Genomic DNA, 20,347 nt, shown 5'->3' with positions numbered 1-20,347 from the left:
GAAAGGTGGCGGTATGGCGCGCCTCAGCGTCGTGGTGCCGTTCCACAACGTCCGTCCCTACCTCCCGGCGTGCCTGGAGTCGATCGCCCGGCAGACCTTCTCGGACATCGAGGTCGTCATGGTGGACGACGGGTCGTCCGACGGGAGCGCCGCCATCGCCGAGTCCTACGCCGAGAGCGACCCCCGCTTCATGCTGGTCCGGCAGGACAACCAGGGCCTCGGCCCCGCCCGCAACACCGGCATCAAGCACGCCGTCGGCGAGTACCTGGCGTTCGTCGACAGCGACGACGTCCTGCCGCCCGCCGCGTACGAGCTGACGGTAGGGTCGCTCGAGCGGTCGGGGTCCGACTTCGCCTGCGGGAACGCCAAGCGGTTCGACTCCCACCGGGTATGGCAGTCGTGGTCGCACAACGAGGCGTTCCGCAAGGACCGCCAGGGCGTCTCCATCACCCGGCATCCGGAGCTGATGCGCGAGCGCGGCGTCGTGTTCAAGACGTTCCGCCGGACGTTCTGGGACCGGCACGGCCTCACCTTCCCGGGCATCCTCTACGAGGACCTCCCGGTCATGATCCGCGCGTACGTCCTCGCGGACGGCATCGACGTCGTCCGGGAGCCGGTCTACTACTGGCGGCTCCGCGACCGCGGCGGGCTGTCCATCACGCAGCGGGCGCTGGAGGCCGACAACCTCACCGACCGCATGGTGTCCGTCCTGGACGTCGCCGGGTTCATGCGCGAGCGGGCGCCCGCCCTCAAGCCCGTCTTCGACCGCAACATGCTGAGGGTCGACGTCGCCGCGCTCATCGACTCGCTGGAGCGGCACGACGACGCGACCCGCGAACGCCTCGCCGCCACCGCCGCCCGCTACCTCGCCGGCGTCGACGAGCGCGTGTTCCGCGACCTCACCGCCATCGACCGGCTCCGCTACCACCTGCTGCGCCGCGAGATGGTGCCCGAACTGCTGGAGGTGCTGGCGTTCCAGCGGGCCGGGATCTCCGACGCGGGCGTCCACCGCCGCGGTCTGCTGCGCCGCTGGTACGCCGCCTACCCGTTCCACGACGACCGGACGCGCGGCATCCCCCAGCGCGTCTACGACGTCACCCGCGAGCTGACCGTCACCGGCACCGTCGACGCCCTCGAATGGCGGGACGGGCGGCTGCGCGTCGAGGGCCACGCGCACATCAGGAACCTGCCGATGACGGCCGAGCACGGGCTGCGGCTGTGGCTGGACGGCGGGTCCCCGCGCCGCCGCGTCGACCTCGACGTCACCCGGGTCGACCGGCCCGACGTCACGGCCTGGTCGGACCAGTCCCTGATCTGCCTGGACGGCTCCGGGTTCAGCGTCGACATCGACCCGGCCGCGCTGGACACCGGCGGCTGGCGGCCGATGTCGTGGCAGCTGAAGGCGGAGGTCTCCTCGTCCGGGGAGCGCCGCACCGGCGTCATCAAGGGGGCCTCGCCGAACCTCGTGTGGCCCGCCGCGCACCACGTCGCCGACGGCGTGCGGATCCAGACGGGGCTCCAGGCGGGCGGCGGACTCACCGTCCGGGTGGCGCGCCCGTCCGCGTGGGTGAGCGCCGCGAGCCGCACCGACGACGGCGTCGAGCTGTCCGGGCGGCTCACCTCCCCCGTCGACGCGGCGGACCTCGTCATCACCCCGGAGGGCGGCCCGCCGATCCGCGTCCCGATGACGATGACGGGCGGCGGGGGCTTCCGGGTCCGGCTGCGGGACACCGACCTGCGCGTCCCCGACAGCGCGCAGGACACCGTCGAGAACTGGCTGCCCCGCCCGAAGGAGGCGCCGTGGACGGTCCGGGTCGAGACCGCCGACCGGCAGTGGCCTCTCGCCGTCGGACCGGACGTCCCGGAGGCGCGGCACGCGCGGGACAGCCGCGAGATCGCCCTCGTCCGGACCCGCTGGGGCAACCTCGGCCTCCTCGAGCGCACCGCCCGCCTCGTCGTGGACGACCTGCACTGGGACGGCGACGCGCTCGCCGTGGCCGGTGACTGCGCCGACCCCGGCACCCGCCCCGACGGGCTCGAGCTGCGCCGCGCCCGGACGCACGAGGAGCACACCGTCCCCCTCACCTGGCACGGTGACCGGTTCACCGCGCGGATCCCGGTCCCGGGCGCGTACGTGGAGGGGTCCTGGCACCTGTTCGCGTCCGACGAGCCCGTCCTCGGCTGCACCCTCCCGCCCGGCCCGCACACGGCGGGGCTGCTGGAGGTCACGCCGGTGCGCGGCGGCGGCGACGCGCTGCGCCTGGACATGCGGCAGCGGCTGCCCATCGGTGAACGCGGCCGGTACGCGCAGCGCCGCATGCAGGAACGCGTCCGCGACCTGGTGCGGGGCTCGTGGCCGAAGACCGACACCGTCGTGTTCGAGACGACCGTCGGGCACCCCTACAGCGGGCATCCGCGCGCCGTCTACGAGGAGCTCCGCCGCCGCGACAGCCGGTTCACGTGCGTGTGGGTGACGCGGAAGGGGATGGAGCCGCCGCCGGGCGCGCAGTCCGTCCTCGCCGGGTCGGAGGAGCACTACCGGGCGCTCGCCTGGGCGAACGTCGTCGTCAGCGACGGCACGCCGCCCCGCTGGATCGGCGCCCACAACTGGCGGATCTGGATGCAGGCGTGGCCGGGAACCCCGCTGAAACGCCTGGGCGCCGACGTCCCGCCGGGACGCGTCCCCTACCCGGGGCACGAACTCGCGGCCGGCACCGACGTCCTGCTGTCGCCCGGCCCGTTCGCGTCGGAGGTGTTCCGCCGCGCCCTCGGCCACACCGGGGAGATCCTGGAGTGCGGCTCCCCCGCGACGGCGGTGCTGGACGACCCGTCCGCCGACCGGGCCGCCGCGCGGGCGCGGCTCGGCCTCCCGCCGGGGAAACGGGTGATCCTCTACGCGCCGACCATCCGCGACGACCACCTCATCCGCGGCGGGCGCCGGATCTTCCCTCTCGAATGGGACCTCCGCGAGGCTCGGGCCGCCCTCGGCGACGACCACATCGTGCTGGTGCGGCCCCACCCGTCCACGACGGACCGTCCCCGAATCGGCGGTGACGGTTTCGCGTTCGACGTGGCGAACCGGCCGGAGATCGCCGACCTCTACCTGGCGGCCGACCTCCTCGTCACCGACTACTCCTCGGCGATGGCCGACTTCGCCCGGACGGGCCGTCCGATCCTGCTGTTCACTCCCGATCTGGACGTCTACCGCGGCAGCGGCCGCGGCCTCTACCTCGATCTGGAGAAGGAGGGCCCCGGCCCGGTCCTGCGGACCTCCGCCGACCTCATCGAGGCGATCCGCGACACGCCCGAGCCCGCCTACGGCGCCTTCACCGCGGCCTACGCCCCCACCGGCGCGGGAGCGTCCGCCGTGGTGGACCGCATCCTGCACTGAGCCGCGAGAAGGGCGTCCCGCCGCCGTGTCAGGGCGGCGGGAAGCGGGCCACCCAGCGGCGCTGCCACGGGGTCTCCACGGCCTTCGGATGGTGGTGCGCGCGGGTCCAGGCGACCGCGTCGGCGGGGTCCACGCCGGACAGGACGGCCAGGCAGGCGATGACCGTGCCCGTCCGGCCGACCCCGCCGCCGCACGCGACCTCGGCCAGCGCGCCCGACCGCGCGCGCTCGTGCAGGCGGCGGATCTGCCGGACGGCCTCCTCCGGGTCGCGGGGCAGCAGGAAGTCGGGCCAGTCGATCCAGGTGTGGGGCCAGGTCAGGGCGTCGTCGTGGCGGCGGCGCAACCGGCCGGACCCGAGGTAGAGGCCGACGTCGGGCGCCGGCCCCTCGGGCAGCGGACGGCGCAGGCCCCGTCCGCGGACGCGGACGCCGTCGGGCAGCAGGAGCGGCGAGGTGCTCATCGGACCCCTTCACGTCGGCGGGCGCGATGGTTGGCGACGTTGACGCGGTTGCCGCACACATCGGGCATGCAGTAGCGGCGCCGTCCGGCGCGGCTGATGTCGGCGAAGACCCCCCGGCATCCGGGCGCCGCGCAGGGCCGGAACCGCTCGTGCCCCAGCGTCCGCACGACGCCGAGGACACCCACGGCGGCGAGCGCCGCCAGCTCGTCGGCGAGGCCGGCGCCCGGCGCGGTGGGCACCACCCATTCCCACCGGCCGTCGCCCCGCGGGGCCAGGGCGGGGGGCAGCCCGGCGCGCCGGATCAGCACGCGCGCACCCGCGACGGCCTGCTCGGCGGTCTCGGTCTCGATGATCCCCCGCACCTCGCGGCGCAGGAAGCGCACCTGCCGGACGTCCTCGCCGGCGGGCGGGCCGTCCCGGTGCAGCCGGTGGGCGGCGAGGAACTCCGCCAGCGCGGCCGGGCCGGGCAGCGCGTCCTCGCCGGCCCGCACCGTGGGCGAGGTGGCGACCAGGTCGTTCGCGACCGCCACGCCCCAGGCGTAGTCGTCCACGGGAATCTCCACGTAATAGGTATAGCAGAGTCATACCCCTTACGTCGGTGCCCGGTGAGCGGCCGTTCAGTGGGTATGCAGCGCAGGGGAGTGAATCATGGACGCAGGCGATCAGGTCGAGGACGCCGGCCGGGTGCGGACGCTGCACGCCACGGGACTGCTGACGCCGGAGCCGGTGCCGCTGCTGGACCGGGTGACCGGCCTGGCGATGCGCTGGCTGGAGACGCCCGGCGCGATGGTGTCGATGATCGACGCCGACCGGCAGGTGGTGGTCGCCGCGGCGGGCTCGGCGGCGGTCGAGGCGTCCCGGGAGAGCCCCCTGTCGCAGTCGATGTGCCTGCACGTCGTCGTCACCGGCGTGCCGCTGATCGTGCCGGACGTGCGCGCCGACGAGCGCTGGAGCCGTATCGACGACGCCCGCCGCGGCGAGATGGGCGCCTATGCCGGGATGCCGCTGCGCGCGCCCGCGGGCCACGTCCTCGGCACGCTGTGCGTGATCAACGACGCGGCCCGGTCATGGGACGCGGACCTGCTCGGGGTTCTGGCGGACCTGGCGGCGGTGGTGGAGGCGGAGATCGCGCTGCGGCTGGCACGCGCGGCGCAGGCCGCCCTGGAGGAGATGCTCGACGACGTCCCCGAACCCTTCCTCGGGCTCGACGACACCGGGGCCGTCATCGCGTGGAACGCCGCGGCGGAGCGGCGGTTCGGCTGGACGGCCGGCGAGGCCCTGCACCGGCCGGTGGAGGAGCTGATCGGCCCGCCGGACGGACGGCGGGAGTGCGTGCGCGTCATCGCCCTGCTGCGGCAGGGCGATGACACCGTCCAGCGGCATGATCTGACCTGCGCCGATCGCTCGGGGGCGCGGTTCCCGGCCGAACTCATCGCGAGGCCCTCCCAGCGGCGGGACGGCGGGACCGTGTGGCCGGTGCTCGTCCACGACCTCGGTGACCGGCAGACGACCCAGAACGAACTGGAGGAGGAGCGCACCTTCCTGGCAGCGCTGCTCGACAACCTGAACGCCGGCGTGGTCGCCTGCGACAACACCGGCGAGGTGATGCGGTTCAACGAACCGCTGCGCCAGGTACTGGGGACCGATCCGAAAAAGGTGGGCCTCTCCCAGTGGCCTGCCGCCTACGGGCTGTTCGCCGCGGACGGGCGCCGCCTGCTGGCCCCCCACGAGACGCCGCTGGCGCGGGCGCTGGCCGGGGAGCACTTCGACGGCATGGAGATGGTGGTGCACGCCCCGGGCCGGCCCGCCTACCGGTTCTCGGTCAACGGCGGTCCCGTCGAGACGCCCGGCGGCCGCCGCCTGGGCGCGATGTGCGTCGGGCACGACATCACCGAGGCGCACCGCCTCGAGGCGCTGCGGGCGGCCCACCACGCCGCGGTCGGCGCGCTCGCCGAGGGCGGCGATCCGCTCACCGCCGTCAGGAGGGTGATCGCCGCGGTGTGCGGAGCGCTGGAGTGGCCCTGCGGGGAGTTCTGGCGGCTCGACGAGGAGGACGACCGCATCGTCCGCGCCGGCTCGTGGAGCGCGCCCGACCGCGACCTGTCCGCCTTCACCGGCCCGGAGCCGCTCGACTTCGCGCGCGGCCAGGGCCTGCCCGGCGCGGTATGGGACTCCGGCGACCACGTGTGGGTGGCCGACCTCTCGGCCGACCCGGAGGTGCTGGTCCGTGACCGGGAGGCCCGCCGGGCGGGCCTGCGCGCCGCGATCGGCATGCCGGTGTCCGACGGGCGGCGCCTCCTGGGCGTGCTGCTCTTCTTCGCCGACACCCCCGTCGAACCGCAGGTGGACCTGGTCGGCACCCTGGAGGCCATCGGCGCCTACGTGGGCCGCTACATGCAGCGGCACCGCGCCGAGGAACTGGCCCACTCCCTGCGGGCCACACGCCGCCACTTCGACCAGGTCGTCGCCCAGATCGACGACTACGTCTCGACATGGGAGATCACACCGGACGGCCATTTCCAGGCCGTCTACGCCAGCCCGAGCACCACCGGGCTCCTCGGCCGGCGGATCCCCGACGGCGCCGACATGGACGCCCTCGTGGCCCGCCACATCCACCCCGACGACCGGGAGATCCTCATGGGACTCCAGGCCGCGATGCTGGCCGGTGAGCCCGCCCAGGCCGAGTTCCGCGTCATCGGGCTCGACGGCGTCACCCGCTGGATCTGGACCCGGGCCGCACCGCGCCGCGAAGGCAACCACCTGTTCATGGACACCATCTCCAGCGACATCACCGAACGCCATGACCTCGCCGAGAAACGCGAGATCCTGCTGGCCGACGAGCAGCGGCAGGTGCGCCGCCTGCAGCGGCTGGACCGGCTCAAGGACGAGCTGATGGCGATGGTCAGCCACGAGCTGCGCAACCCCATCGGCGTCATCCGCGGCTACGCCGAGATGCTCCGCGAGGCGTCCGACCTGCCCGCCGAGTACTGCGCCTTCATCGAGGTCATCGACCGCAAGAGCGGCCACCTGCAGCACCTGGTCGACGATCTGCTCGACCTGACCCGGCTGGAGACCGGCCGGATGACCATCGACCGGCGCACCGTGTGGCTGACCCGGCTGATCCAGCAGACCGTCGACGACCAGCGGGCCGCCGCGGCGGCCAAGAACCTCGACCTCGTCACCGAACTGGCCCCCTACGTGCGCGTCTACGCGGACCCGCTGCGGCTGCGCCAGGTCCTCGACAACCTCCTGTCCAACGCCATCAAGTACACGCCCGAGGGCGGCACCGTCACCGTCAGCACCGGCCCGTCCGGCGAGGACCGCGACGACGCGGGCCCCCGCGTGACCGTCAGCGTCGCCGACACCGGCATCGGCATCCCTGCCGATGAGTACGAGCACCTGTTCTCCCGGTTCTTCCGCGCCACCAGCGCCCGCGCCGCCGGCATCGGCGGCACCGGCCTCGGCCTCGCCATCACCAAGGCGATCGTCACCGCCCACGGCGGCACCATCACCGCCGCCCCCCGCGAAGAGGGCGGTACGGTCTTCACCGTCTGCCTCCCCACCGACCCCCCGCACTCCCCCTGACCGGACGTCCGGCGGTGCGCCGGCCCGCGACCGGGCGTCAGCGGCTCACCGCGGTCTCCCGCCGCACCCGCGACAGCTTCTCGGGATTGCGGACGACGTAGAACCCGGTGATCAGGCCGTCCTCGATCCGCATCGCCACGACACCGTCGAGCTCCCCGTCCAGCCGCAGGAGCAGGCCGGGGTGGCCGTTGACCTGGACCGGCTCGGTCGAGACCTCCGCGTCGAACCCGCTCAGCCCGGCGGTCAGCAGGCGGGCCACCTTGCCGGCCCCCACGATGGGCCGCGGCACGGACCGCTTGAGCCCGCCGCCGTCGCTCAGCAGGACGACGTCCGGCGCGAGGATGTCGAGCAGGTCCCGCAGGTCGCCGGTCTCCACCGCGTGCTGGAACGCCCTGAGCGCGGCCCGCGTGTCGGCCGGGGAGACGGCGTCGCGCGGCCGGCGCGCCGCGACGTGCGCCCGCGCCCGGTGGGCGATCTGGCGGACCGCGGCCGGGCTCTTCCCGACCGCTTCGGCGACCTCGTCATAGGACACCTCGAACACCTCGCGCAGCACGAACACCGCCCGCTCGGTCGGCGCGAGCGTCTCCAGCACCAGCAGCATCGCCATCGAGAGGCTGTCGGCCAGCTCGACGTCCTCGGCCACATCGGGCGCGGTCAGCAGCGGCTCCGGCAGCCAGGGGCCGACGTAGGACTCCCTGCGCCGGCCGAGCGTCCGCAGCCGGGTCAGCGCCTGCCGGGTGACGATCCGCACCAGGTACGCGCGCCGGTCCCGGACCGCGGCGAGATCGACGCCCGCCCACCGCAGCCACGTCTCCTGCAGCACGTCCTCGGCGTCGGCGGCCGAGCCGAGCATCTCGTAGGCGACCGTGAACAGCAGGTTGCGGTGGGCCACGAACGCCTCGGTGGCGGCGTCCGCGCGTTCGACGTCCTCGCTCATGACCGGCTCCCTTCCCTTCGCCCTCGTCCACGAGACGCCGGTCCCCGCCGCTTTGTGACACCCGCGGCCGGTGGCGCAGGTCACACGACGACGCCGTCACACGGGCCGGGCCGCCGGCATCTCGTGTTCGTCAGACGCCGCGCGGACGATCCGCGCGGCACCCGACTCCACGAGGGAGGACGACGCCATGGCGACCACCAAGGCCCCGGCGGGCTCGCCGCGCCGCCGGGCCACACTGCTCTGCATCGCACTGGCCCAGCTGATGATCGTTCTGGACGGCACCGTCGTCAGCATCGCGCTGCCGTCCGTCCAGCGGGATCTGGGGATCTCCGACGGCGACCGGCAGTGGATCATCACGGCGTACATGCTGGCGTTCGGCGGCCTGCTGCTGCTCGGCGGCCGGATCGCCGACCACGCCGGCCGCCGGCGGACGTTCCTGGTCGCGCTGCTCGGCTTCGCCGCCGCGTCCGCGCTCGGCGGCGCGGCGGCGAACACCGAGATGCTGCTGCTCGCCCGCGCGCTGCAGGGCGCGTTCGGCGCGCTGCTCGGGCCGTCCGCGCTGGCACTGCTGACGGTGACGTTCACCGAGCCGCGCGACCGGGCCAAGGCGTTCGGGATCTGGGGCGCCGTCTCCGCCGCGGGCGGCGCGGTCGGGCTGCTGGCCGGCGGGGCGCTGACCGAGTACCTGGACTGGCGCTGGTGCCTGTACATCAACGTCCCGATCGCCCTGATCGCGGCGGCCGGCGGGTACGCGGTGCTCACCGAATCGCGCCGCTCGGCCAGGGCCCGCTTCGACATCCCCGGCGTGCTGCTGGTGACCGGCGGGCTCGTCGCCATCGTGTACGCCACCGGCCGCGCCGAGTCCGACGGCTGGGGCTCGGCGCGGGTCGCGGGCCTGCTGGCCGCCGGCGCGGCGCTGCTCGCCGCGTTCGCCGCCGTCGAGCGCCGGGCACCGCAGCCGCTGCTGCCGCCGCACGTGATCGCCGACCGCACCCGCGGCGGCGCCTACCTCGCCATCGGCCTGGCGGTCATCGGCATGTTCGGGGCGTTCCTCTTCATGACCTACTACATGCAGGTCGTCCAGGGGTACTCGCCGGTCAGGACGGGTGTGGCCTTCCTCCCGATGGTCATGGCGGTCCTGGTGTCGGCCGGCGGGCTCGCCGCGCGGCTGCTGCCCAGGGTCCCGCCGCGGATGCTGATCGTCCCGGGCATGCTGCTCGGCGCGTCCGGCCTGCTGTGGATGCTCACCCTGGACACCGGCACCGGCTACGCCCGCGGCGTCCTCGTCACGCAGCTCCTGCTCGGCCTCGGCGCCGGCCTGATCATGCCGACGGCGCTCGACTACGCCACCCACGGCGTCGGCACCGACGACTCGGGCGTGGCCTCGGCCACCGTCAACACCGCGCAGCAGATCGGCGGCTCGCTCGGCACCGCGCTGCTCAACACCATCGCCACCACCGCCGCCGCCGACCACCTGGCCGCGCACCCCGCGAGCCCGGCCGCCGCCATGGTCGAGGGCTTCGCGACGGCGAGCGCCTGGGGCGCGGGGATCCTCCTGACCGGCGCGCTGCTCGTCGCCGTCCTGATGAACACCCCGCGTCCCGACCGCGAGGCCGCCCCCTCCCCCGCCGCGACCCCCGACCCCCTGCCCGTCCACCCCTGACGCCTCACCCGACCAGCCGGCCGCCGCGCGATGTCGGTGCCGGCTGGTTAGGTGGCCCGCATCGAACAAGGAGGTCACCGTATGGATGAGGTCGAGCACCTGTGGGCGCTGGTGGAGAAGGCATGGGAGCCTCTGGGCCCGGAGACGAACCAGGCGCGCCACGCCCTGGCGCACCGCGCGCCGACGCCGGAGGAAGACCTGTACGCCGAGCAGCTGGCCACCGTCGAAGGCGCCCTCGAGGGCTTCCTGGCGAACCTGTCCACCACCGCCCGTGACCTGCCGCCCGAGGAACTGACCGCACTCGACCGGACGGTGGAACGCCTGCTCCACGACATCGACCGCGCCGACGTCCACCAGGTGACGGGCGGTTCCGACGACGGCTTCCTCTACGCGCGCGGCTTCATCGTCGCGCTGGGCCGCGACTTCTACACCGCCGTCACCCGCGACCCTCGGATGGCGGTACCGGACGCCTGGTGCGAGCGGATGCCCTATCTCTTCGCCCACCTGCACAGCGAGCGGTTCGGAGACTTCCCCGACACCGGCTCGCGCATCTCCCGCGAGTCCTTCTCCAACCCCCACGGCTGGCGCTAACTGACCTGGCGGTGCTTCGACGCGGGGACGGACGTCGTCCAGGAGGCGGCGCCATGCTCATACCGAAACCGGCTCAGTCGCGCTCGATCACGATGAGGTAGAGGTCCAGATCGCTTTCGGTGAAGACGATGATGTGGCCACCTGCCCGTAGGGTCCATCGGCCGTCGTCACCGGGCACCGCGTCGTCGGGGATGCCTTGGCGGGCGAGCCGTACCACCGCTCTGGCGATCGCCGCCTGGGCGTCTGGATCGAGCATGTCGTATGCCTGGGCGGCCAGCCGTTCCCATTCGATGTAGCACGCATGACGCCATCACCTCCATGTGGTCATCTCGAGCCCCGCCCATCGCGTGTTCGGGAAGCACCGGACCACCTTCCCAGCGAGTGGCTACGCTCAGCCATGAGCCCGTCACATTCCAGACGGCCCCCCCAAGACCGAAGGGACGCCCCCCGATGGCTCTGGAGGACGGCACCTACACCCGCGACCCGCTGCTCCGGAACTTCGGCGCGGTCCTGCGCGCCCACCGCGAGGCGTCCGGCCTGTCCCGCCCGCGGCTCGCCGAGGCACTCGGCTGCAGACCCGGTTGGATAGAGAAACTGGAGACGGCACAAAAACCGCCGTCGGAAGCGACCGCGAACGACCTCGACGTCTTCTTCGAGACCGGCCCTGCCCAAATCTTCTGGACGATGTGGCGCGAGATCAAGCGCGAAGGCAAGCACCTCGCCACACCTCCCGGATTCTCGAGGTACGCAGGGCTGGAAGCCGAAGCCGACGGCATCCGGAAGTTCGACCCCCAGGTGGTGCCCGGATTGCTTCAAACACCGGCTTACGCACGTGGGACTCTGACCACCGCACAATCTCTGGACGCCCTGGACGGATACGTGGCCGCACGGATGGCGCGACAGAAACATCTCACCCAGAACAAGAATCCACGAAAGTGGTTCGTGCTCGATGAGGCCGCCCTACGACGGGCTGTGGGCGGACCGGCCGTCATGAAAGAGCAGCTCGAGCTGCTGCAAGAGATCGCCACCACCGATCCGCGCACCGAGATTCGGGTGCTGCCCTTTACTTCGGTGACCTATGCGGGACTCGACGGCTCATTCACCGTCCTGACGCTTCCCGGCGGTGGGGACATCGCCTATCACGAGGGTCCTGAAATCAGCCAGGTGATCGAGGACCTGGCAACGGTCGCGGAATTCCGAGTACGCTTCGACCTGGTAATGGGGGAGGCCCTTCCCAAGGACGAGTCTCTCGCGTTGATCAGGAAGATCCAGGAGGACTACAAATGAGCATCCCGGACCTGACGATCGCCCGGTGGCGCAAGAGCAGCCACAGCACCGGTCAAGGGGGTGACTGTGTCGAGGTGGCGGGGATCGCCTCGACCGTGGCGGTGCGCGACTCCAAGGACCCGGACGGCCCCATGCTCATCCTCGGACGGGCCGTGTTCGGCGCGCTCACTCGCGACATCCGCGCAAGCGACCACGACCTCTGAGCTTCCGGGCTCCCAAGAAGCGAACAGGCGGCGGGTTCGTCCATCGTCTGAGCTCGGCTCACGAACCCGGTTTCGTTGCCTCGCGGCGGGGGCGGTCGGGGGTGGCGCGGTGGAAGAGCCAGGCCGCGCCGGCGAAGAGCACGATGAACATCCCGTTCAGCCCGAGAAGCTCGTAGACGGACGTGACCGGCGAGCGGTGCTTCCCGGCGAGGAGCGCCGCCACGGCGACCAGCGCCTGTCCCGCGGCCATCGCGAGCAGGACGAACACCATTCCGCGCGGGCGGAACCGCGCGATGGCGGCGCCGACGAAGCCGAGGGCGATCACCCCGAAGTACATCAGGTCGGCGCGGTCGCCCTCGACGCCGATGACGCCGACGGCGCCCATCAGCCAGACGAGGAAGAGCATCGCCATGATCGTGGCACCGACGGCGAGCCGGTACGCGACCTTGTTCCTCATTGCCACCTCCGGTGGTGCGGTGCGGCCGGCGGCCGCCCCGGCGTGCCGTCCGCGCCACGTGGCGTCGGCGGCCAGGCCGCGGACCATGCGGGACGCGAGAGCGAGGGCGATGCGCCGCTCCCCGGTCCCCCGGTCGCGTTCGTGGGCGATGTGGTCGTGCAGATCGGCGGCGATCTCGTCGACGCGGCGCTCGGCGATCGGCGCGGGCAGATCCCGCGTGTAGAACCGCACCCACCGGGTCACCAGCCAGGCCATGCGTTCGGGTGTCATGCGGGCTCCCCTGCGGCGCGCGGGAGGCGTCCCGGAACCGGACGGGCCGCGGCGGCGGCCACTCGGACGCCCTCGCCGGTGAGTTCGTACAGGCGGCGGCGGGGCCGCCCCTCGACCGCCGCGGCATCCTCCCAGTGGGAGGTGAGCAGGCCGAACTCCTCCAGCCGGCCCAGGGCCTTGTAGAGGGTTCCGTGGCTGGTCAGCGAGCGGGAGGAACTCTGCTCCCGCATGGTCTGGGCGAGACCGAACCCGTGGAAGGCGGCCTGCCCCGACCGCTGCATCGACAGCGCCGCCTCGAGGATCTCGGTCTCCAGGGGGACCAGGGCCCCCGGTTTGCGTCGTGGCATGGACCAAGAATAGGAAGATAGCTTCCTATAAGCAAGCCCGTGCCCGGCTCTCGGACGCCGAACAACGCCCCCTTTGCGGATCGCCGTAGCCGTTGGAGTATCGGACCGATGGCGACGCGGGGGACACCTGGGAGAAGAAGGCGGGGTCCGCATCGATGGAGCTACCGAGGAGGTACCGGATTCCGAAGAGCCTGACCTTGTACACGCTCATGGCGGCGTCCGTGAACGGTGTGCTGGCCTACGGGCTCCCCCTCGGCATCGGGCTGGCCGAATCGACGGCGACCATGGTCACGGTCGCGTGGCTGGCGGTCATCGCCCTCGTGGTCGTCCGGATCCTGCGCGTGGGGACGGTCGTGGCCGAGGACGGGATCACGCGTCAGGGCTTTCTCGTCCGCCGCCACCACTTGTGGTCGGACGTCCACGAGTTCGAGCTGACCGACCGGAAGGTCGTCAATACGGCCTACGGCATACAGGTCGGTTCGCGCTACGTGGTGACCGTCTCCATCGGCCCGCAGCGCCGCCGCAGGATCCTGGTGTTCCTGGACGAGCGCGCCTTCGCGGGCCTCGACCGCTTCCAGCACGAACTCAACGCCGTCGCCGCCCTGTGGGAACAGCGCCGCCAGGCGTCACAGTGACGGTCGCCGGGGTGCCGGCCGGCGGATGATCTCCGGGCACCGGGGGGCTTTCGCTCAGCCGGGGCGGGCGGGTGCCGAATGGGGCGCCGTGACGGACGACGAGATGACCCGCATCGGCGACGCGCTGCGCGACCGCCTCCTGGAGGAGGCGCTGCGCCTGTTCGCCGAGCGCGGCTACCGGAACACCTCGCTGCAGGACATCGCCGTCGAGGCGGGCTGCGCGAAGCAGACCCTGCTGTTCCACTTCGGCTCCAAGGGCGGGCTCCTCGCCGAGGCGCTGGACCCGGCGATCGAGGCGGGCAACGCGCTGGCCGAGCGGCTCGCCGACCTGCCCGACGACCGGGTCGCCGAGGCGGCCGTCACCGGGTTCGTCGACCTCGCCCTGCGCTACCGGCGGGAGGTCGCGCTGCTGCTCACGGAGCTGGCGGACGCCGTCGGCACCGCACCGTTCATCCCCACCCACGGCCAGCGCGAGCACCTACTGGACGCGCTCGCCGGACGCTCCACCCGCCTCCAGGACCAGCTGCGGGCCTGGATGGTCCTGCGCACCGTCACGGCCTCCTGCGGGAAGCTCTCCGACACCCCGGACGGCAGGGACCGCGAGGACATCGTCCGCGGCGCCCTCCGGCTGCTCATCGACGGATCCGTCCGGCCGTAGCGCCGGGAACCTCAGGATCGCCTGGCGGCGGCCGATGGGTTCGCGATGCCTCTGGAAGGGCGGCCATGGCGAAGGATCTGGGTGAGGCCACCGGGCCGGCGACCGGTCCTGCCCTGCGCGCGCCCATCCTGCCGATCGCGCTGCTCACCGCCTTCAGCGCGCTGTGGTTCCTCTGGACGGTCGACGGCACGTCCATGCCGTTCGTGGCGTGGATCCCGCCCGTCGTGTGCACGCTCCTCGTCTCGCACGGCTGCCTGCAATGCGCCCGCGCGCCGGGGCTGAGCCGGCCCGTCCGGCTCTTCTGGCGGCGCATCGGCCTGGTGCTGGGCCTGGTCGCCCTCGGCGTCGTCTCCGACGCCGGCGACACCCTGTTCGGTCCGGGCGCTCCCCGCGCCTACATCGGCCCGCTCACCATGGGCGTCTACATCGTCTGCATCCTGCTGCTCGTCGGGGCGCTGCTGATGATCCCCGTTCCGCGGCGGTCGCGGAACGAGTGGCTCACGCTCGGGCTGGACGCGGGGATCTTCATCGTGGGCGCCGGCCTGTACGTCTGGTACTACCTCAGCCTCAAGGGCGCGCAGATGGCCGAGACGACGGGGGCGGTGGGCTCCTCGGCCTCCGTCGTCGCGCTGAGCTGGGCCGTCGTCTTGATCACCATCAAGCTCGCGCTCACCGGCGCCGGGCCGATGGACCGCGGCGCCCTCTGGGCGCTGGGCATCGGCGTCCTGCTCGCCTCCATCACCGGCGGCGTCCTCGCCCCCGTCATCGACGGCCGTCCGCACCTCGCGTCCACCCATCTCGCGCTGCCGGTGGCGTGCCTGCTCGTCGCCGTGGGGCTGCGGCGCCAGATGGCTGCGGCGCCGGCCGGCCGGCGCCGCCGCCGCCACGCGTACAGCTGGCTGCCCTACATCGCGGTCGGCGGCGTCCATGTGCTGCTGGTGATCTCGGAGTGGTCCGGGGAGGGCCCGCACCGGGCCGTCACCATCGGGGTGATCCTGCTGACGGGCCTGGTCGTGATGCGGCAGATCATCGCGTTCTGCGACATCGGCAGCCTGCTGGCCCGCCTGGACGCGAGCATGGCGGAGCTGGGGCGCTACGAGCGCCGGTTCCGCGCGCTCCAGCGCTACTCGTCCGACATCACGACGATCGTCGGCCCGGACGCGAGGATCACGTACGTCAGCCCGAACATCGAGCGCGTGCTGGGCGGCCCGGCCGAGGAGTGGGTCGGCACGCACTACATGAACCGCCTCCACCCGGACGACGTCCAGATCATGAACGACAACGTCGCGATGATGCTGAAGGACCCGGGCGGCACCTACACCTTCCAGGTCCGCATGGCCCGAACGGACGGGACGTACCGGTGCATGGAGGTCCATTCCACCAACTCTTACGGCGACTCCAGCGTCGGCGGGATCGTCAGCAACCTTCGTGACATCACCGACATCGTCCGTGTCCAGGAGGAGCTGGTCCACCAGGCGGGGCACGACGCGCTGACGCACCTGGCGAACCGGGCGCTGCTCGTGGAGCGCATCGAGAGCGCCCTCGCCGGAACCGGCGGGGACGGCATCGCGGTCGCCCTGATCGATCTGGACGACTTCAAGGCGATCAACGACCGGCTGGGCCACGCGGTCGGCGACGCGCTGCTCGTGGCGATCGCGGGCCGGCTGCGCAACTGCGTGCGGCCGGGCGACACGGTCGCGCGGCTGGGCGGCGACGAGTTCGCCGTCCTGCTGTGGGACGTCTCCGCCGACGAGATCGACGGCGTCCTGGACCGGATCTCGTGCGCGCTGAGCGGCATCGTCAACGCGCTCGGGCACGACCTGCTCGTGCACGCCAGCATCGGGCTGGCCGAGGCGTCCGGCGGCACCGACGCCACCGAGCTGATGCGCCGCGCGGACGTCGCGATGTACGCGGTGAAGGAGGGCGGCAAGAGCGGGTACCGGCGCTACGCCGCGACCATGGACGCCCGCGCCGACGAGCGCGCCCGCCTCGGCGCGGACCTGCAGCGCGGCTTCGCACGCGGTGAGCTTTTCCTGGTCTACCAGCCGGTGGTGACGCTCCCGGACGGCGGCCTCTACGGCGTGGAGACCCTCATCCGGTGGCGGCACCCCGAGCGGGGGCTGGTGTCACCGGTGGAGTTCGTCCCGGTCGCCGAACGCAACGGCACGATCGTCCAGATCGGGGCGTGGGTGCTGCGGGAGGCGTGCCGGCAGATGGTCCGCTGGCGCGAGGCGCACGGCGCGGCGGCCCCGCGCCACCTCGCGGTGAACGTGTCGGCCCGGCAGCTGCGCGACCCGTCGCTCGTGGACACGGTCGCGGACGTCCTGGCCGAGACGGGCATGGAGCCGGCCGACCTGCTCGTGGAGATCACCGAGACCGCGGTGTTCGACGGCGGCCTGGCGGTCGAGACCGTCAGGGCGGTGCAGGCCCTCGGAGTGAAGATCGCGCTGGACGACTTCGGCACCGGCCACTCCTCCCTCGGCCTGCTGCGCACCTGCCCCGTCGACGTCCTGAAGGTCGACAAGCTGTTCGTCGACGAGGTCACCGGCACCGTCGGGCAGGCCGCCATCGCCACCTCCATCGCCCAGATCGCGCAGGCGCTCGACCTCACGACGGTCGCGGAGGGCGTGGAGACCGCCGCGCAGTCGCGCCGCCTCTACCAGATGGGCTACCGCCTGGCGCAGGGCTACTACTTCGCCAAGCCCCTGTCGCCGGAGGAGATCGACGCCCTCATCCTCCGCGAGGCCGCGCACCGGCCGGTCTGACCCGGGCTCAGAACTTGATCAGGGCGAACAGCACGCCGCCGACCACGTGCGCCGCGACGGTCACGGCGAAGGCGACGATGAACAGGTACTTCGCCGTCGGGTGATCGAACTGGGAACCGGGCCGGGTCTTGCTGGTGGAGCGGTCCAGTGCCTGCTGCTCGAGAGCCTCCCGGGACGGCAGGAACGACGGGCGCTTGATCGGCATTCGGTCTCCCCGGGGTGGTCGGTTCCGTCTCCAGATATCAGCGTCCCGGAGCCGCCGAACATGCCCCGATCGGCGTGAGGTCTCCCACCTCGGCGGGCCCCTCAGGTTCGCGGTCCCGCCGCCGATGGGAGAGCACCATGTTTCCAGCGACCTCCGACGAGACGGCCACGACGACGCCCGACCGGCCGCCGGCCGCGCACCGGCGCCGCTCCGGGCACGCGCCGCTCCTGCCGCTCGGCCTGCTCGCCGTCGCCGGCGCCCTCTGGTTCCTCTGGACGATCGACGGCACGGGCGTGCCCGCCGTCGCGTGGGCGCCGGCGGTCCTGTCCCCCGCGATCGCCGCCTGCGGCTGCCTGCGGAGCGCCCGGGACATGACCGGGCCGACGCGTCTGTTCTGGCGGCGGATCGGCCTGCTGCTGGGCATGGCCGCCGTCGGCGTGTTCGCGGACGCGTGCGACACGCTCCTCGGGCCGGGCGCTCCCCGGGCCGAGATCGGTCCCCTCGCCATGGCCGTCTACGTGTGCTGCCTCCTGATGGTGGTCTGGGCGCTGCTGATGATCCCGGCCGGCAGCCGGTCGCGGCGCGAATGGGTGACGCTCGCGCTGGACGCGGGCATCACCGTCCTCGGCGGCACGCTGTTCCTCGGATACCACCTCGGCAGGCAGGGCGGGGGGCTGGTCTCCGCCACCGACACCCGGCTCGCCGCGCTCTCGGTGATCTCGATGGGCGGCATCGTCGCCGTGGCCGCCGTCAAGATCGCGCTCACCGGCACCGGGCCGCTGGACCGCCGCGCCCTGGGCTGGCTCGGAGCCGCGGCCTTCCTCGGCGCGGCCATCGGCAGCCTCATCACCCCCCTCGCCGAGACCCGGCCGCATCTCGCCGGCCCTCAGCTCGCGGTCCCGCTGGTGGCCCTCCTCGTCGCTTTGGGCGCCGACCGCCAGCTCAGGGCCGCCGCGGACCCGGCGCCGGAGCGCCGACGCCGGTCCTACAGCCGACTGCCCTACATCATGTTCGGTGCCGCCAACCTCCTGGTGATCGTCGCGCGGGCGACGGGCAATCCCGGCGAGCCGGCCATCGCCATCGGGGTGATGCTGATGGCGGCGCTGATCGTGGTGCGGCAGGTCGTCGCGTTCCGCGAGGTCTCCAGCCTGCTGCTCGACCGCTCGCGCTACGAGCGCCGGTTCCGGGCGCTGCTGCGCTACTCGTCCGACGTCACGGCGATCGTCGCCGCCGACGGGACGCTCACCTACGTCAGCCCGAACGTCGTGCAGGTCACGGGCAGGACGGCCGAGGAGTGGGTCGGCCGGAACTTCCTGGAAGCGATCCACCCCGGCGACGGCCAGATCATGAACGACCACATCGGGAAACTGCTGGCCGACCCCGGCGGGACCTACGTCTGCCAGGTCCGCATGCGGCACGCCGACGGGTCGTGGCGGTGGACGGAGCTGCACGCCACCAACTCCATCGGCGACCCCGCCGTGGACGGCATCGTCAGCAACGTCCGCGACATCACTGAGATCCGCCGCGTCCAGGAGGAGCTCGCCCACCAGGCGGGCCACGACGCGCTGACGCAGCTCGCGAACCGGGCGCTGCTCGTCGAGCGCGCCGAGGCGGCGGTCGTGGACAGCCGCGGACGCGGCGTCGCGCTCGCCATGATCGATCTGGACGACTTCAAGGCCATCAACGACCGGCTCGGCCACACCGTCGGCGACGCCCTGCTGGTCGCGATCGCGGGCCGGCTGCGCAACTGCGTGCGGCCGGGCGACACGGTCGCGCGGCTGGGCGGCGACGAGTTCGCCGTCCTGCTCCGCGACATCGGCTCCGACGAGATCGACGGCGTCCTGGACCGGATCTCCACCGCCCTCAGCGGCATCGTCAACGCGCTCGGGCACGACCTGCTCGTGCACGCCAGCATCGGCCTGGTCGAGGCGTCCGACGGCACCGACGCCACCGAGCTCCTCCGCCGCGCCGACGTCGCCATGTACATGGTGAAGGAGGGCGGCAAGCGGGGCCACCTGCGCTACACCGCGGACATGGACGCCCGCGCCGACGAGCGCGCCCGCCTCGGCGCCGACCTCCAGCACGGGTTCGCGCGCGGCGAACTGTTCCTCGCCTACCAGCCCGTCGTGACGCTCCCCGACGGGGGCCTCTACGGTGTCGAGACCCTCATCCGATGGCGGCACCCCGAACGCGGCCTGGTGTCACCGGTGGAGTTCGTCCCGGTCGCCGAACGCAACGGCACCATCGTCCAGATCGGGGCGTGGGTGCTGCGGGAGGCGTGCCGGCAGATGGTCCGCTGGCAGGAGGCTCACGGCGCGGCGGCCCCGCGCCACCTCGCGGTGAACGTGTCGGCCCGGCAGCTGCGCGAGCCGTCGTTCGCCCAGACGGTGGCCGACGCCCTCGCCGAGACGGGTCTCGACCCCGCCGAGCTCCTCATGGAGATCACCGAGACCGCCGTGTTCGACGGCGGCCTCGCGGTCGAGACCGTCAGGGCGGTGCAGGCCCTCGGAGTGAAGATCGCCCTGGACGACTTCGGCACCGGCCACTCCTCCCTCGGCCTGCTGCGCACCTGCCCCGTCGACGTCCTGAAAGTCGACAAGCTGTTCGTCGACGAGGTCACCGGCACCGTCGGGCAGGCCGCCATCGCCACCTCCATCGCCCAGATCGCGCAGGCACTCGACCTGCACACCGTCGCGGAGGGCGTCGAGACCGCCGCCCAGGCCCACCGCCTCTACCAGATGGGCTACCGCCTCGCGCAGGGCTACCACTTCGCCAAGCCCCTCCCGCCCGAGGAGATCGACGCGCTCATCCTCCGCCAGTGCGAACCACGCATCGCCTGACTCTCAGGTCGGTGTCCCGGACGCCGATGGTCCAACACACGATGTTCTCTCCG

17 protein-coding genes are annotated in these 20,347 nt (G+C 72.8%); 10 read left to right on the top strand and 7 right to left on the bottom strand.

Annotation, left to right across the window (positions count from 1 at the left end):
- Positions 1–13 precede the first annotated feature (13 nt).
- Positions 14–3,391, top strand: coding sequence for a bifunctional glycosyltransferase/CDP-glycerol:glycerophosphate glycerophosphotransferase (locus IE99_RS0122580; RefSeq protein ID WP_030174359.1), 3,378 nt, complete (start codon positions 14–16; stop codon positions 3,389–3,391).
- A 28-nt stretch (positions 3,392–3,419) separates the two neighbouring features.
- Here the strand turns inward: IE99_RS0122580 and IE99_RS0122575 are convergent, their stop codons facing one another.
- Both IE99_RS0122575 and IE99_RS0122570 read right to left on the bottom strand, forming a co-directional pair.
- Positions 3,420–3,851 carry a protein-tyrosine phosphatase family protein gene (locus IE99_RS0122575; protein ID WP_030174356.1) on the bottom strand — a complete coding sequence of 144 codons (432 nt, stop codon included), beginning with the start codon at positions 3,849–3,851 and terminating at the stop codon, positions 3,420–3,422.
- On the bottom strand, positions 3,848–4,414 hold the full coding sequence (locus IE99_RS0122570) for a CGNR zinc finger domain-containing protein (protein WP_030174353.1): 567 nt from the start codon (positions 4,412–4,414) through the stop codon (positions 3,848–3,850). The genes IE99_RS0122575 and IE99_RS0122570 overlap by 4 nt, the downstream gene beginning before the upstream one ends.
- Before the next feature lie 85 nt (positions 4,415–4,499).
- Here IE99_RS0122570 and IE99_RS29640 point away from each other — a divergent pair, with 85 nt between their 5' ends.
- Positions 4,500–7,436, top strand: a complete 2,937-nt coding sequence (locus IE99_RS29640) for an ATP-binding protein (RefSeq protein WP_037559928.1) — start codon at positions 4,500–4,502, stop codon at positions 7,434–7,436.
- Positions 7,437–7,473: 37 nt separating this feature from the next.
- Here IE99_RS29640 and IE99_RS0122560 read toward each other — a convergent pair whose 3' ends face one another.
- Complete coding sequence (locus IE99_RS0122560) at positions 7,474–8,373, bottom strand: RNA polymerase sigma-70 factor (protein ID WP_030174349.1); 900 nt, start codon at positions 8,371–8,373, stop codon at positions 7,474–7,476.
- 187 nt (positions 8,374–8,560) lie between these two features.
- Here IE99_RS0122560 and IE99_RS0122555 point away from each other — a divergent pair, with 187 nt between their 5' ends.
- A complete protein-coding gene (locus tag IE99_RS0122555) occupies positions 8,561–10,036 on the top strand; it encodes an MFS transporter (protein ID WP_030174341.1) in 1,476 nt (491 codons plus the stop codon).
- A gap of 81 nt (positions 10,037–10,117) precedes the next feature.
- Positions 10,118–10,627, top strand: a complete 510-nt coding sequence (locus IE99_RS0122550; RefSeq protein WP_037559927.1) for a DUF4240 domain-containing protein — start codon at positions 10,118–10,120, stop codon at positions 10,625–10,627.
- 73 nt (positions 10,628–10,700) lie between these two features.
- On the opposite strand, the gene IE99_RS0122545 is transcribed toward IE99_RS0122550, so the two are convergent.
- A complete protein-coding gene (locus IE99_RS0122545) occupies positions 10,701–10,883 on the bottom strand; it encodes a hypothetical protein (RefSeq protein WP_030174334.1) in 183 nt (60 codons plus the stop codon).
- A gap of 194 nt (positions 10,884–11,077) precedes the next feature.
- Here IE99_RS0122545 and IE99_RS0122540 point away from each other — a divergent pair, with 194 nt between their 5' ends.
- Positions 11,078–11,914: a helix-turn-helix domain-containing protein gene (locus tag IE99_RS0122540; RefSeq protein WP_030174332.1), complete on the top strand. Its 837-nt coding sequence runs from the start codon at positions 11,078–11,080 to the stop codon at positions 11,912–11,914.
- Positions 11,911–12,117, top strand: a complete 207-nt coding sequence (locus IE99_RS0122535; RefSeq protein WP_030174330.1) for a DUF397 domain-containing protein — start codon at positions 11,911–11,913, stop codon at positions 12,115–12,117. Before IE99_RS0122540 ends, IE99_RS0122535 begins: the two co-directional genes overlap by 4 nt.
- A gap of 58 nt (positions 12,118–12,175) precedes the next feature.
- Here IE99_RS0122535 and IE99_RS30640 read toward each other — a convergent pair whose 3' ends face one another.
- Positions 12,176–12,844, bottom strand: coding sequence for a hypothetical protein (locus IE99_RS30640; protein WP_157610443.1), 669 nt, complete (start codon positions 12,842–12,844; stop codon positions 12,176–12,178).
- On the bottom strand, positions 12,841–13,191 hold the full coding sequence (locus tag IE99_RS30635; RefSeq protein ID WP_051713032.1) for a PadR family transcriptional regulator: 351 nt from the start codon (positions 13,189–13,191) through the stop codon (positions 12,841–12,843). Before IE99_RS30635 ends, IE99_RS30640 begins: the two co-directional genes overlap by 4 nt.
- 197 nt (positions 13,192–13,388) lie before the next feature.
- Between IE99_RS30635 and IE99_RS0122520 the strand changes: the two genes are divergently transcribed.
- From IE99_RS0122520 to IE99_RS30630, 3 genes are all read left to right on the top strand, one after another.
- Positions 13,389–13,826 (top strand): hypothetical protein, encoded by a 438-nt coding sequence (locus IE99_RS0122520; protein WP_030174323.1) that lies wholly within the window; start codon positions 13,389–13,391, stop codon positions 13,824–13,826.
- 88 nt (positions 13,827–13,914) lie between these two features.
- Positions 13,915–14,484, top strand: a complete 570-nt coding sequence (locus tag IE99_RS0122515) for a TetR/AcrR family transcriptional regulator (protein ID WP_169744470.1) — start codon at positions 13,915–13,917, stop codon at positions 14,482–14,484.
- 65 nt (positions 14,485–14,549) lie between these two features.
- Positions 14,550–17,249, top strand: a complete 2,700-nt coding sequence (locus IE99_RS30630; protein ID WP_051713031.1) for an EAL domain-containing protein — start codon at positions 14,550–14,552, stop codon at positions 17,247–17,249.
- A gap of 7 nt (positions 17,250–17,256) precedes the next feature.
- Here the strand turns inward: IE99_RS30630 and IE99_RS0122505 are convergent, their stop codons facing one another.
- Positions 17,257–17,454, bottom strand: coding sequence for a hypothetical protein (locus IE99_RS0122505; RefSeq protein WP_030174312.1), 198 nt, complete (start codon positions 17,452–17,454; stop codon positions 17,257–17,259).
- 137 nt (positions 17,455–17,591) lie between these two features.
- On the opposite strand from IE99_RS0122505, the gene IE99_RS30625 reads away from it, so the two are divergent.
- On the top strand, positions 17,592–20,294 hold the full coding sequence (locus IE99_RS30625; RefSeq protein ID WP_051713029.1) for a putative bifunctional diguanylate cyclase/phosphodiesterase: 2,703 nt from the start codon (positions 17,592–17,594) through the stop codon (positions 20,292–20,294).
- Positions 20,295–20,347: the final 53 nt, after the last annotated feature.

The sequence above is a fragment of the Spirillospora albida genome, from assembly GCF_000718255.1.
Taxonomy (GTDB): domain Bacteria; phylum Actinomycetota; class Actinomycetes; order Streptosporangiales; family Streptosporangiaceae; genus Spirillospora; species Spirillospora albida.
The sequence above is the reverse complement of the archived record's forward strand: the minus strand, read 5'-3'. Positions and strand labels throughout refer to the sequence as shown.

Bases quoted from the DNA above. Each gene is read 5' to 3' on its own strand.
- IE99_RS0122580 (WP_030174359.1), top strand. From the start codon at position 14: ATGGCGCGCCTCAGCGTCGTGGTGCCGTTCCACAACGTCCGTCCCTAC.
- IE99_RS0122575 (WP_030174356.1), bottom strand. From the start codon at position 3,851: ATGAGCACCTCGCCGCTCCTGCTGCCCGACGGCGTCCGCGTCCGCGGA.
- IE99_RS29640 (WP_037559928.1), top strand. From the start codon at position 4,500: ATGGACGCAGGCGATCAGGTCGAGGACGCCGGCCGGGTGCGGACGCTG.
- IE99_RS0122560 (WP_030174349.1), bottom strand. From the start codon at position 8,373: ATGAGCGAGGACGTCGAACGCGCGGACGCCGCCACCGAGGCGTTCGTG.
- IE99_RS0122555 (WP_030174341.1), top strand. From the start codon at position 8,561: ATGGCGACCACCAAGGCCCCGGCGGGCTCGCCGCGCCGCCGGGCCACA.
- IE99_RS0122550 (WP_037559927.1), top strand. From the start codon at position 10,118: ATGGATGAGGTCGAGCACCTGTGGGCGCTGGTGGAGAAGGCATGGGAG.
- IE99_RS0122545 (WP_030174334.1), bottom strand. From the start codon at position 10,883: ATGCTCGATCCAGACGCCCAGGCGGCGATCGCCAGAGCGGTGGTACGG.
- IE99_RS0122540 (WP_030174332.1), top strand. From the start codon at position 11,078: ATGGCTCTGGAGGACGGCACCTACACCCGCGACCCGCTGCTCCGGAAC.
- IE99_RS0122535 (WP_030174330.1), top strand. From the start codon at position 11,911: ATGAGCATCCCGGACCTGACGATCGCCCGGTGGCGCAAGAGCAGCCAC.
- IE99_RS30640 (WP_157610443.1), bottom strand. From the start codon at position 12,844: ATGACACCCGAACGCATGGCCTGGCTGGTGACCCGGTGGGTGCGGTTC.
- IE99_RS30635 (WP_051713032.1), bottom strand. From the start codon at position 13,191: ATGCCACGACGCAAACCGGGGGCCCTGGTCCCCCTGGAGACCGAGATC.
- IE99_RS30630 (WP_051713031.1), top strand. From the start codon at position 14,550: ATGGCGAAGGATCTGGGTGAGGCCACCGGGCCGGCGACCGGTCCTGCC.
- IE99_RS0122505 (WP_030174312.1), bottom strand. From the start codon at position 17,454: ATGCCGATCAAGCGCCCGTCGTTCCTGCCGTCCCGGGAGGCTCTCGAG.
- IE99_RS30625 (WP_051713029.1), top strand. From the start codon at position 17,592: ATGTTTCCAGCGACCTCCGACGAGACGGCCACGACGACGCCCGACCGG.